The organism is Pedobacter sp. GW821-FHT01D05 (assembly GCF_059422505.1).
On record NZ_JBWKXA010000001.1, the window covers coordinates 219903 to 233477 of the forward strand.

A 13575-nucleotide genomic window follows, 5' to 3' on the forward strand; every position below is an offset into this window, starting at 1 on the left:
AGATAATTTATGTTTTGAAGTTAATTATTACCTTTACTAAAACGATTAAGTTGTATGAAAAACAGTATTTCTATATTATTGATAATATGCTTTTCGGCATTTTGTGCACAGAGCCAGGTAAATCTAAAAGCCTTTAAAGCTAACGGAACTACTGTTTCTTCCCATCAAAAAGAACTCGTGCTCACCTGGCCAGCTGGTAAAGGGACCTTAGGTAAAATGATTTTAGATCTTGATCGTACTAAACCATTGTTTAAAAGTTTATTGTTAGGTAAGCAAGGCGCCTTAAAAGAAGTTGCTGCTCATCTTGACCCTGGATTTGTGCTGAGAATAGGTAAACGCACTTTAAGTCCAAACAGTGGGGGCTGGGATGTTTTTTTCGACCGGGTTCCAACCAGACCATATACCACAAATGTTGTAAAATTCGAAAAAGGAGCAGCCAGTGTTTCAACGAAGGGCTCGCAAACTGTAGTGCGAATAAATGGAATTCGATGCGAAACCTTTAGCGGTGTGTTAGAAATAACACTTTACAATGGAAGCCCTTTGTTTAATGTAGCTGCTGTGGTATCAACCCCAAAAGATTCTACGGCTATTTTATACGATGCCGGATTGCTTAGCAAAAAAGATATCTGGTCTAATATTGCCTGGTCTGATATAAAGGGAAATCTTCAGCGCGAAAAGGCAGCACCAGCAGATCCAAGTAAAAATTTAGAAGTAAAATATCGTACCGTTATCGGAGAAAATACCGCAGGAAGTTTGGCCGTTTTTCCTGCTCCACATCAATATTTCTATCCATTGGACGAAGCTTTTAACCTTAAATTTACCTGGAAAGGAAGCAACTATTTAAATCTGATTCCCGATTTTGGTATTGGGATCAGGCAGGATCCATTGGGCGATAAACGTTATGTACCCTGGTTTAATGCACCACCCAATACCCAACAACGCCTTAATTTTTTCTGTTTATTGAGCACTGGGAAGGCAGGAGCAGCGTTGGACGAAGTTAAAAAGTTTACGCACAATGATACTTATGTGCCCTTGGCGGGTTATAAAACAATGGCTAGCCATTTCCACAATGAGTTTATTTCGGATGTAGTGCTGAGCGGAAAAGCCGTTCCGGAAAAGCCCGAATTTGTTGAGGTGTTGAAAAAGGCTGGTTTAAATATTGTTAAGCTTGCCGAATTTCACGGACCAGGACATCCAAAAGGACCAGATTCTGTTCGTTTAAAAGAATTAGATGCCTTGTTTAAACAGACTAAAAGATTATCTGATCCAAATTTTTTATTGTTACCAGGAGAAGAAGCCAATAATTTTTATGGTGGACATTGGCTGGCATTTTTTCCTAAACCAATTTATTGGGTGATGTCGAGAAAAAGCGATCTGCCTTTCGAAACCAACGACCCGAAATATGGTAAAGTTTACCGCATTAATGATAAAGCAGAAATGCTCAAATTACTGGAACAAGAACATGGCTTGGCCTGGACTGCCCATGCCCGAACAAAGGCTTCGACAGGTTACCCAGACAAATATAAAGAAGAAGACTTTTTTAAATCGGAGACTTTTATGGGCGCAGCCTGGAAGGCCATTCCAGGAGATCTTTCGTTGCCGACCTTAAGTAAACGGGTACTGAACCTGATGGATGATATGGCCAACTGGGGTTTGAAAAAACATATTATTTCAGAGGCTGATATCTTTACCATCACTGAGCAAAATGAAATGTATGCCCACTTAAACGTGAATTATCTGCAGTTGGATAAGGTACCTAATTATGCCGATGGCTGGCAGCCTGTTTTAGATGTAATGCGGAAAGGAAAGTTTTTTGTATCGACAGGTGAGGTACTGATCCCGAGCTTTAATGTTAATGGAAAAGGTGCAGGAGAGACTTTGAAGGTTGATCATGGTGGAAAAGCAAAGATAAATATGCAACTCAACTGGACATTCCCCTTAAGTTTTGTCGAAATTGTATCGGGTGATGGGGCAAAGGTTTATCGTAGCCGTGTTAATTTAAACGATACGCAGGCTTTTGGGAAAAAGAATTACAGTTGGGCAGTTAATTTAAAAGGGCGTAAGTGGGTAAGGGTAGAGGCCTGGGATATTGCCACTAATGGTGCTTTTACACAAATGGTTTGGTTGGAATAATGGCTATACCTGAGATCGTCATTTCGAGCGGAGTGCAACGCAGTCGAGAACCCGAAGGCTCAGCGAAGCTAAATCTATATTTAACAGATCTCTCTCCCGAAAATTCGGGACTACGCTTCAGTCGAGATGACGACACGCTTTTATTCTCATAGCGTTCAGAATGACAATTGTTTTCAAAATGATATTACGTTACTGCATCAATCCTAAACCGCCTAATCGCGAGATAAAAAAAGGTAATGGAATATAAACCCGCCAACAATCCTGCACATACAGCAGAAGGGGTAATTCCGAAATCGTGATTTTTAGGGAAAGAGAAGTGCAGGGCGAGCATCAATGCAAATACCACCAAAATGCTATACAAGCCATTTAAGCCTGCTTTTTTCAATATAAAAGGATAACCCGTAATTTTTTCGTTTACTTTATAGTTAATGGCGCCAGAGTGCTGCAACAGTTTTATTTTTTTTAAAATATCAAGGGTAATCATAAAGGGGAGGAGCAACGACATCGGCAATAAAAACCTGGCCAGATTTTGCTCGCCACTAAATAAATGCACCGAGTTTTGTGCTTTAAAAGCAAAATATGGCACTACAGTATTTAATACCGTGTTTGGGATAAGGTGTATCAGCAGGTTTTTGCGCACAAACTTTCGCCAGTTCGACACTTTCGTCTGCTCATCGTATTCCACTTTATCAGACATTGACCAATTCGTTTAAATTTTCCTTAATCAGCTCCATTACCCTGTCTTTGATCTGCCAGGCTTCAAATTCCCGAAGGAATGATTTGTTTGACATAAAAGAGAAATCCAGCTGTCCGTTAAAAGTGCTGCATACTAAAGTATTGGCATTTTTCCATGGGAAAGCAACCGTAGGACTATAAATGGTTTCAATAGAAAAATCCTGATAATCCTTTGGGATGTTTAAAAGCCCCATGTTGCTGAGCGTCACATCGTGTGTGCCCTTGGTTGTTTTCAAAAAGCCAATCATTTTATTTACCGATGAATGGAAATACTCACTCATGTTTAACAGGTCGTGAACTTTCATTTCTGCCACTTTTGCTTCCAGATCGGTTTTTAAGATTCGGGTTTTTGTCCAGAAATCATTTTCGCCTTGTGCGAGTTTTAACTCTACAATGGGTGCAAAGGCAAACATGGTATCTTGTTTTATGGCTTCTACAAAGCGCCTGATATCAACCGGACAGATCACCTTGCCATGGGCTTTAGTGCCTTGCACATGTTTAAAAGCTTCCATAAAGGCCACACAGATGGCGGCATGCACCGTTGTGTTTTCTTCCTTACACTTTATTAATAGATTTTTAGTGTCTTCTGCACTGATTTTCCAATGAACGGCGTAATTGCTCCTGTCTATGTTATTGTTTGAAGTAGCTTTTAAAAAGAAAAACAAACGGCCAAGTGTTGCAAAAATTTTTCCTTTAAAATGGCCCGCTTTACTAATTACAAAATCTTCTGGTAAGAGGTCGCGAACAGAAAGAAATGAAGCATATGGAGCCAGATCTTGTTCAGGATCATCAATCAAAGTCATCAGCTCCCGCATTAGATTTAAAATGGCAGTTCCATCGCAAATACAATGTGGAAGCACGAGCAAAAGGTCTGATTCGTTTTCGCCTTTTAACCAAACTAACCTGGCTAACGGCTCGTTTGGGGCATCAAAAAGTTTATACCACTCTATTTTTGATTGTTTTAACCAATCCTCGTCTGTTAAACGATCAGCAATTCTAACGGGTATTTTGCTGATATTTTCGTTCCGTACGAAATATGGTGTTTTGCCTGTAGCATCGATATTCATTTGCAGCAGTGGGTGTTTCTGCTGGACTTTAAACAGTGCGTTGTGCAAATTTTCTTCACTGATTTTACCTGAAATTTTGGCGCCAAAAACACAGTTTAGCGGTGTTTTGGCATCTACATGCATTATTCTTTCTCCTAAAATTAATCTTCTTTTCATGCAGTTGCGGTTAATGTTTCAATCGGTTTTTCAACCTGAGCTTTTAAGATAGCCACTACTTTTTCTTTGATGGCCTCAGCTTCAACGAATGGAACATAACCTTCGCTGGCCACAAAAGTAAAGTCCATTTGATTGCGGTAAGTTGAGACGATCATGGTGGTCGTATTGCCTAATGGCCCCATTACTGAAGGACTGAAAATGCTTTCTACTTCAAAGTTTTGATACCGGTATGGGATGTCGATTTTACCCAGGTTGGAAAACATACAATCATTACTCGATTTTCCATACTTTAAGAAATTGGTGAAGTTGTTTAACGCAGGGTGACAGGCTTCCATCATCATCATCAAACTATAAGGATTTAGTTTGGCCGATTTATCGTTCACGTCCTTTTGCAAGGCTTTAACATTGCTTAAAAAGTCTTTTTCTGGCAGTAAAGAAAGTACAATCATTAATCCGAAGGCAAAAATGTGGTCTTTTTTAATGATGGGGTTAAAATTCCGGATATCAACCGGTAATGATATTTTGTTAAATGCTTTTTCTTTTCTCACCGCTTTAAAGGCCGTTAAAACTGCGGCACTCAACAAAGTATTTACAGTGAACTGATTGGTTTTGCAAAACTGGATGAGCTGTGTAGTGAAATCCTGATCGAATTTCCAGCGGAGCATAAAATCCTTTTTTCGCGCTACAGCTACCTTTTTGATCGGGATGATCCAAAGTGCTAAAGTGGCAATTTTGCCGATCAGTCCGTTTTTGGTTCGGTTGCGGTAACTGTTTAGTACCTTTTTAGGAATCACATCCTTTATGCCCATAATTGGAATTTCTTTGCCAATATCGGTATCAGGGTCATCCAAAAGCTGAAGCAATTCTGTTAAAATAGAAAGTGCCGAAGTGCCATCGCAAAGACAGTGGTGATATACCATCAAAAATTCAGATACGGCTTTACCTTTAACCCATGTAATGCGGCAAAGTGGTGCAATTGAAGCATCAAAAACAGTTTTCCATTCATAGGTAGATTCCTGTTCCCAATGCTCATCATTTAACCGTTCTACAATGCGGACCGGAATGCTAAAGGTTTCGGTAAGATTGGTTACAAACCAAGGCCTTTTATCTTCGTCAAAACGTATAGCGGCGGTTAACCAGGGGTGTTTTTTCTGGATTTTGAATAAGGCAAACCTCAAATCATCTTCCTTGATTTCTCCCCTGATTTTGAAAGGTATTACAATGTTAAACGGGCTTTTTCCATCACCGTATAACATCCTTTCGCCAAATAACAGTTTTCTTTTCATTTTTTAGTATTATAAAGGTTTCGTCATCCCGAATTTACGCGTTCCGTCGTCCTGAACCGAGCCTTAGCGAGCTCACCGAAGGTAATTTATTTCAGGATCTTAATAGCAGGAAAGATGCTGAAACGAGTTCAGCATGACGACCGTCCTTAGCGACCGTATTGTTAAAGTTGACAACTCACCATTAAGCCGTTTCCACAGCTCGGGCTGTTTTTGCAAAATCTTCCAATAATTGCACAGCCTTATCGTTACCACCAGCTTCGATAAATGTTTCTCTTATTTTTTGTGCGGCCTGGCGGTATTTCGGATTTTCTAAAAGCTCGAAAACGGTATCTCTTAAATCGTTGATGCGCAATCTTTTGTAACGGATGCTAACCCCACAACCTGCTTGTTCAATTAGTTTAGCAGTATGAAAATGATCATAGGCGATAGGCGTGATCAACATCGGTAAACCATTGGTGAAAGTATCGTTTACGGTATTAAAACCCCCATGACAGATTACCGCATTCATGTGTGGCATCAGCTCTGATTGCGGCACAAAACCGCTTACAATAAAGTTGTCAGGCCATTTTTCGAAGATGTCGGGATTGGTTGCCGCCACAATGGTTACTGGCTGGTTTTCGAAAGCAGTAATCAGTTTTTGGAAAAATTCTTTACGGATATCAACCAACAGCGTACCCAACGAAACAAAAACTTTAGGGGTGGTGGCTTGACTTAAACGTTCCCAATCAAATGGTGCTAAATTTGGTCTGCCTTTTACCGGGCCAACAAAATGCATATGCGGCGGTTTTTCTTCGAAACCTGCAAATGCCTTTGAGGTGAAAACCATATTCAGTTGGCGCGAATGGATGTGGATATCGTCGCTATAAATGCCTACTTCTCTTTGTAAACCTTTAATTAAGTTTTGTTGCCATTCGAATATTTTGGGCGCACTGTTGGCGGTATCGCCCATCACATCTGGTGGCACTGGGGTAGTGGTAACAGATGGTATGCCTTTTAAATGTGCACTTAACGCACCGGCAAAGGTAATACAGTCATTAATAATTACATCAGGTTTCCAGGCATCAACAAAGTTGTTGAGCCCTTTCATCATCATTTTGGCAAAAGGAACATAGGTTTCTTCGAGGGCCAGTTTCATCACCTCCGGACCAGAGCACGCAGGGCCATCATCCTGACGTTTTAAAATGCGTTGTATTTCATCCGCATACGCTGCCAAATCCTCTTCAGGATAAATAAATTCACCACCTTCTGGTAGGTGTACCTGCGCAAGAGGGGTGATACCCAGCCATTTTACCTCATGGCCGCGGGCCAGCAAACTGGCGCCAATACTTAATGTTGGACTGATATGGCCAAAAAAAGGGGGGACAACGAAAAGGAATTTTGACATAATGTATAATTTAACTGATGAATACGTTTGAGGTTTTGTTGCTTAAAGCTTCCAATAAATCGGCGGCGCTTTCTGTTCCGCCAGCTTCGATAAAGGATTGTTTAATTTGTTGTGCAGCGATTTTATAACTATCGTTCTGCAGCACTTTGTTTACCGCTTCTTTAAGGTGATCGGCTTTAAAACGGTTAAAGTTTAAACGCTCTCCGGCACCTACCCTGAAAACACGTCCTGCAACATGGCTTTGATCGTATGCTATTGGAATAACCACCATAGGCAGTCCATTCATCAAAGTTTCGCAAACGGTATTGTGTCCGCCATGGCAAACCACAGCATCGAGGTGAGGCAAAAGTTCTAATTGTGGTACCTGGCGCTGCACCGTAAAATTAGCTGGCCATTCTTCAAATAAAGCAGGATCTGAAACGACAACCACATGTAAGTCTTCATTTGCTAAAGCCTCAATTACCTTGGCAAAAAAGGCTTTTTTATGCTCGTGATCGAAGGTGGTACCAATGCTGACCAATATTTTTGGTTTGCTGTTATGAAATGCTTCCCAGTGGAAGGGAATTGTAGTTTTACGAAGGTTAAAAACGGGGCCTACAAATTTAAAATGCTCAGGTAAATCCATCTCCCCGAAAAAATCCCTTGAGGTAAATACCAAAGTGGCAAGATCAGAGCAGGCAATAGAATCTGTGGTATTTATACCGAATTCTTTTTGCAGGGCTACAATCTGGTTTACTTCCCACTCATGCACTTTGGGCAGCTCATCCATTACTTTTATGGCTGCAGGTGCAGTAACTGATGTAACATAAGGATAATTTTTATTGCTTGCGGCAATGGCCCCTGCAAACATTTGATGATCGGTTATCACGATATCGGGCTTGAACTGATCCAGTATATCGGCAATACCATCATAACTGTGCCTGTTAAGCGGAATCAATACTTCCTCGTACAGAAATTTGATGCTATCGATACCGTAAACAATCTTTTTGGTGATGATGTCGAGGTATTTTTCTGAATCTTTTTTCTGTTGGTCGTTTTGGTCGTAACTGATCAACAACAACTCGCCTCCAGCAGGAAGTTTATCCCCCAATGATTCATCTAGCGTAATCCATCCTACACGGTGGCCCCTTTCAAGCAAGGCAGTACCCATACTCAGTGTAGGGTTAATATGGCCAGTTAGCGGAGGAACAACAAATACAAATTTTGCCATAGTGTTTAATTTTATATTTCCTGAAAGAAGTTTAACAATGCTTCGGCGATTACCAATGGTTGTTGTATTGGGATATTATGATCCCCCGGCACAGCAATTAACGAGGCATTTTTAATCATTCCGTCTAAATGTTTACCTGCGTTAAGGCAATTGGAATCAGTGCCATATAGCAATAGGGTAGACTGTTTTATGGTTTCGATTGCAGGGCTGCCAAAAAAGTCCTTTTCCAGCTCCATGTCGGTTTTAATCGAAGTTTGATAAAAAAGGTACTCGTACATGCGGTGGTTGCGCTCCATCTGCCTTTTACCCATTTTCACTTTTGTGGTGTCAGTGAAATTTTCAACGTAATGTTCTAAAAATTCACGGCTGTACTCATCAATAATTCCCCTTGTTTTATCATCATTTGGATCTGGTGCTTCAATTATGGCCAGTTTGTTAATGCGTTCTGGAAAGCGAATGGCCATTTTTAAAGCAATCAATCCACCGAAACTATAACCACCTAAATGCACTTTTTTAAGGTTTAAAACCTCCATTAATGCAAACAGATCGTTTGTCATGCTCTCCAGGTCATATCCCTCCAAAGCCTTTTCGCTCATACCATGACTTTTTAGGTCGTACAGTACCACATGATATTTTGTGGCCAAAAGCGGTGCGATATTAAAATAATAGACAGACAGGTTACTGAACATCCCGTGAACGAGGAAGATGGTTTCAGTAGCTTCTTTATTGAGCTCCTGAATGTGAACCGATTTGCCGTTTACTGTTATGATTGGCATTCTTCGATATAAGAGATGATCATGCCTAAGTTTAAGTTGATCAGCTGATCTAAATCCATTGATGATAACCAGCCCGTAAAATCGATCTGCTCGCCAAAATGCGCTTTGATTTTTTCGGAAAAAGATACAATTTCGATGCTGTCCATTTCCAGATCTTTGGTGAAAGAACTTTCAGGGGTGATATCCATTTCTTCAACAAATTCTTCGCCGATTACTTCGGTGATGAATTGTTTCATGAGGTTGAAGATTTCTTCGCTGCTTAATTTTGTAGTTATAGTGTCCATCCGATGATATAGTTTTTATGTTTGATTGTTTTGATTGTGATGTTATTGATGCATAGTTCTTCGCCGTTGATTACTTCAACGGTATATGCTTTGGGATTGCCCTGTAAACCTTTGCCCAGGTATTTCCCATAAGCTTCTTTAGCTACCCAGAACCGGGTTGCCCATTCTATTTTGTCGCGGCTTTCGAGCAGGGCTATTTCGTGATCGTTAAACACAAGATCGAAGAAACCGGCGCTCCGTTCTTCAATATGTTCAATATCGATACCAACAGGTTCGTTAAAACGTGCTATGCCAACGGCATCGGTACCTTTATGCGCAATCGAGATATTGATGTGTTCTGTTAAACCGCCTTTAACATAAGGTTTGCGGAATTCATCCGAATAGATTTCGAAGGTGATCGGGTAACAGGCCTGGTTTTTCTGTGTATTTAATAAATTCCGAACGGCATCTTTCGCCGCCACGCGACTGATCATCCACGTTCTTCTTTTATTGGGTAAAAGGTTGTTGTGATGTTTCTTTTCTGTCTGGTTGAAATATCTTTTCAGGATAAAATCCCATGATACCACACGTGAGTAAGCATTGCCGAAAAGGAAGACGCCAGGTGCAATCTCTTCTGATAAACGGTTATGGAGTGGCGACATGGACACGTTCCAAAGCGGTTCGTCTATTTCCAATCTGCGGTTCTGCCATCCCGAAATGATAAGCCAGGTGATGCCATCTCGCTTCATTACGATATCGGCAGTGGCAAATTCATCGTTAATTTCGGTGAGCACGCAGGTACATTCGAAAGTACCTTGCTGGTCGGCCATATCGCCAAAGAATTCTATTTCCTGAATTTTAACGGGGAAAGCAATCCTATCTTTTTCTAAAGTGAGTTGAAGCCATAAACCAAACAGCTGACCGGCATTATCAAGCAATGAGCCTTTTCCGCCAGATGCTTCGATGATGCCTGTAATTCCTTTTTCGCCCACTGCAATTAATTTTTTAATGCCCTGGTAATCTGGTCCGTGGAACATGTGCGCATCGTAAATCTGTGCGGCAGTACGGTCGATATCCAATAATTTTCCAATATCGAAAGTTCTGTTAGGTGCGGCACTTAACTGTGCAGCCAGCTGCACTTCTGCATTAGCAAAACGCTCTAGGTTAAGGTAAACTCTTTGCTCGTCTTTCCATTCGCCAGTTACAATCTCCTGAAAAGGTTTAACCACATTCATCCATTGAAAAACCCGCATATTCATGATTTTTTGCACCTTTTCTTCTGGCGATTGCGCGTTGGCGATTTCAGCAAACACTTCGAAAATCATGGTCATTGGGATTACCGGATCCATATCTTCAACCGTTGGCCAGCCTTTGGGTTGCCTCAATAGGGAGTGATCGATCAGGTAAGGGCAGTTCTCCAGGCTCACATCAAGTTTTTGGCTAAAGGGCTGCCTTACGGGTTTTATTGGTTTGGCTGGTGCCCAGTTGCTTGGCTGATCGACCTGTAAAGCTGCATTTTCGAACAGTTCGATCATTTCGCTCTGCATGTTGATCATTTCCATCACATTCTCGTTAAAAGCCTGTAAAACAGGATGTTTAGCCTCTACAAAAGTTTTAGACGGTGTTGGTTGAGCTTGCTTAATGGTTAAACCTTTAAGCGTTTGCAGGTTATGGATAATCGGCGAACCCAGCTCGAGTTTAATGCCTTTGTTTTTTTGCGGCGGGGTTGATTTGATGTTGCCCAAATAATTGAGGCCAATTTCTTTTCCTTCGATAAAAAGTGCTGCTAAAACCCTTTGCAACTGCGTAATACCCGAACGGATCGGCACATTGGCACTAATGGTGCTAATTTCTTTTCCCCTTAAAGTATCGTCGATAAAGCCGACCAAACCGCCCGAACCCACCTGGATAAAAACGCGTGCACCTTCTGCATATAATTTTTCAGTAAGTTCGCGGAAACGCACCGGTTTAATTAAATGTTCGGCACTTAACCGACGGATGGCTTCAAAACCTTCGGGATAAGTTTCTAAAGTAGTAGCAGACCAGAGTGGTGTAGTGGTTTTCCGGAACTGCATATCCTGCATGCCTTCGAGAATTAATCCCAATTTATCGGCTACAAACGGCGAATGGAAACCCGATTGGAAAGGCAAAATCTGATGAAAAATCTGTTTTACCTTTAGTATCGGAACAAGTTCTTCAAGTGCGATTTTGCTGCCGCAAAGAATGACCTGTTGGGGGCAGTTATCGTTCGAAAGGTATAAATCGGGTATACTTTCGATAATGGGTTGAAGGGTGTCTAAACCGCAACCCACGGCAATAAAACGCGAATCTTTCAGTTCAAAAGTTTCGGGGTTAAGCACATTCAGTAAATTCATTACCGAACTTTCTTCTGCCAGTTCTGAAGATCTTGCTGCAAGCCATTCGCCAAGGCTGTGCCCTGCATTCATATCAGATTTAATGCCCAATTGTTTTAAAGCCTGATCTAAAACGCTGCTTTTGTTGAGGATGTTCAGGGCCTCGCTTAAAAGGCCGTCCTGTTTTTCGTTTTCGTCGATACTGATGTTGAAATAATCGGCTACCGATTTAATTTCGCCACCCGCAAGTCCATCTAAACCAGGGAACACGAATGCAATTTTCCCATCGTTCACCAATAATGGCGCATTGGTGTACCAGATGTCCTGTTTATTTCTCCAGGGAGAATTTTTAGCCACAATTTTTAAAGCTTTTTTAATCCGCTCGGGGCTTGGGTTGAACAATACCAAACGGAAATTTCCATTCCCAATGCTATAATCTCCATTTTCGAGCGATTCGATCAAAGCTTCGTGACTTGGCCTTGCAATAACCAATACCTCATCTTTTTTAGGCGTTTCGTAAGCACTTAAAACTACATGAGCATTGATCCCTCCAAAACCGAATGCATTTACAGCCGCTAATTTTGGTAAGCCCGATTGATTCCAGTCTGCCGCTTTTTGCACGGCAGAAAAACGGGTTTCAGCCAGCTGCGCTACGGGCTCGTCGCAATGCAAGGTAGGAGGAATGATGCCATGGTAGAGTGCTAAACTCGATTTGATCAATCCTGCTATACCTGCTGCGGGCATGGCATGACCGATATTTGATTTTACAGAACCGATACCTGCTTTTGGCAGATCGGTATCCTGCCCAAAAAACTGTTTTAAGGTTTCAACCTCGGTTTTATCACCAAGTGGGGTACCTGTTCCGTGGGCTTCTAAATAGCCAATATTTTTACTTTCCAGTTCAGCGTTTTTCCAGGCTTCGGTGATTGCTTTCAATTGGCCTTTAACCGAGGGACTCATTACACTGGTTCCGTTTCCATCGCTGCTAACGCCCACACCTTTAATTACTGAATAAATTTTATCCTGATCTCTGATGGCATCTTCGAGGCGTTTGAGTACCACAAAACCGCAACCTTCGCCTATAATCAATCCATCGGCATTTTGATCGAAAGGTTTTATTTTTTCTTGTTTGGATAAAGCACCTAATTGAGAAAATATGCTCCAAAAAGCAGCATTCTGACCTAAATGTACACCGCCTGCAATAATCATATCGCAACGGCCACTATTCAGTTCCTGTACGCCGTGATCAACCGCGATGAGTGAACTGGCACAGGCAGCATCCAAAGTAAAAGCCAGTCCGCCTAAATTAAGGCGATTGGCTACCAACGAGGCCACTAAATTAGGAATCAGTCCCATTGCGGTATCGGCACTGAAACGGCCTTTACGCAATTGAAATTCGTGTTTTACCTTTTCAATTTCTGCATCAGTAAGTTGTGGCATTAAGTCTTTTAATACACTCGAAATCTGTTCGCCTGTACGTACAATTTCAATGGCGCGGGTTGCTCCAGGTCCCACATAATTGCCTTTGCCAATAATGATCCCGGTTTTATCGAGGGAATATTTTTTTTCGAATACTGAAGCATCTTCTAATGCTTGGTGAACCAGATCTAAGGTTAACAGATGATCGGGTTCGGTACCTTCTACAGCCAAGGGTAAAATGCCAAAACGTTGTGGATCAAATTGATGATCGGGAATAAAACCGCCACGGTTGCAATAAAAACGATCTACCCCGCTAACTGTTTTGTCGAAATGAACAGGATCAATCCGATCAGCCGGAACCTCTTGTGTAGAATCTACGCGGTTGATAATATTCTCCCAAAAGGCCTGCACATCTTTCGCACCCGGAAAAATGCAAGACATTCCAATAATTGCTACGTCGCTTTTCTTCATCTTGTTCGCTTAGGGGGATCTTTCGAATCTTAGTTCTATTAATTTTATTCTACTATCTATTTTTAGCCTGTTTAACTAACACGATCGTCATTAGGCTGTATCATATTATAATTCAATCAAATTGTCACGTTGAGCCCGTCGAAACGCTTTGTAAGACATTTAAAAACGGTCCTTCGACAAGCTCAGGATGACAGTTCTAATCGTAAGGCCGTCATTGCGAGGCACGAAGCAATCTTAATGCGCAAGCTGGTAGCGATCGTTGTAAGATTGCTTCGTCGGCTGAAAAAGCCTTCTCGCAATGACGAATTTGGCGGGGCTAAA

General features: G+C 41.5%; 9 protein-coding genes. 1 reads left to right on the forward strand and 8 read right to left on the reverse strand.

The window, feature by feature from the left end:
• The first annotated feature begins 54 nt into the window (after positions 1–54).
• Positions 55–2133: a CehA/McbA family metallohydrolase domain-containing protein gene (locus tag AC07VK_RS00930; protein WP_492957669.1), complete on the forward strand. Its 2079-nt coding sequence runs from the start codon at positions 55–57 to the stop codon at positions 2131–2133.
• A gap of 184 nt (positions 2134–2317) precedes the next feature.
• Here the strand turns inward: AC07VK_RS00930 and AC07VK_RS00935 are convergent, their stop codons facing one another.
• The 8 genes from AC07VK_RS00935 to AC07VK_RS00970 all read right to left on the reverse strand — a co-directional run bounded on the left by AC07VK_RS00935 (position 2318) and on the right by AC07VK_RS00970 (position 13254).
• Complete coding sequence (locus AC07VK_RS00935) at positions 2318–2830, reverse strand: hypothetical protein (RefSeq protein WP_492957671.1); 513 nt, start codon at positions 2828–2830, stop codon at positions 2318–2320.
• Entirely contained in the window at positions 2823–4091 is a 1269-nt protein-coding gene (locus tag AC07VK_RS00940; protein ID WP_492957673.1) for a hypothetical protein, read from the reverse strand. Before AC07VK_RS00940 ends, AC07VK_RS00935 begins: the two co-directional genes overlap by 8 nt.
• Positions 4088–5377, reverse strand: coding sequence for a condensation domain-containing protein (locus AC07VK_RS00945; protein WP_492957675.1), 1290 nt, complete (start codon positions 5375–5377; stop codon positions 4088–4090). Before AC07VK_RS00945 ends, AC07VK_RS00940 begins: the two co-directional genes overlap by 4 nt.
• Positions 5378–5558: 181 nt before the next feature.
• A complete protein-coding gene (locus tag AC07VK_RS00950; protein ID WP_492957677.1) occupies positions 5559–6761 on the reverse strand; it encodes a glycosyltransferase in 1203 nt (400 codons plus the stop codon).
• Between the two features lie 10 nt (positions 6762–6771).
• A complete protein-coding gene (locus AC07VK_RS00955; RefSeq protein ID WP_492957679.1) occupies positions 6772–7971 on the reverse strand; it encodes a glycosyltransferase in 1200 nt (399 codons plus the stop codon).
• 11 nt (positions 7972–7982) lie between these two features.
• Complete coding sequence (locus AC07VK_RS00960) at positions 7983–8747, reverse strand: alpha/beta fold hydrolase (RefSeq protein ID WP_492957681.1); 765 nt, start codon at positions 8745–8747, stop codon at positions 7983–7985.
• Entirely contained in the window at positions 8735–8983 is a 249-nt protein-coding gene (locus tag AC07VK_RS00965; protein ID WP_225876570.1) for a phosphopantetheine-binding protein, read from the reverse strand. Before AC07VK_RS00965 ends, AC07VK_RS00960 begins: the two co-directional genes overlap by 13 nt.
• 35 nt (positions 8984–9018) lie before the next feature.
• Positions 9019–13254, reverse strand: coding sequence for a beta-ketoacyl synthase N-terminal-like domain-containing protein (locus tag AC07VK_RS00970; protein WP_492957683.1), 4236 nt, complete (start codon positions 13252–13254; stop codon positions 9019–9021).
• Positions 13255–13575: the final 321 nt, after the last annotated feature.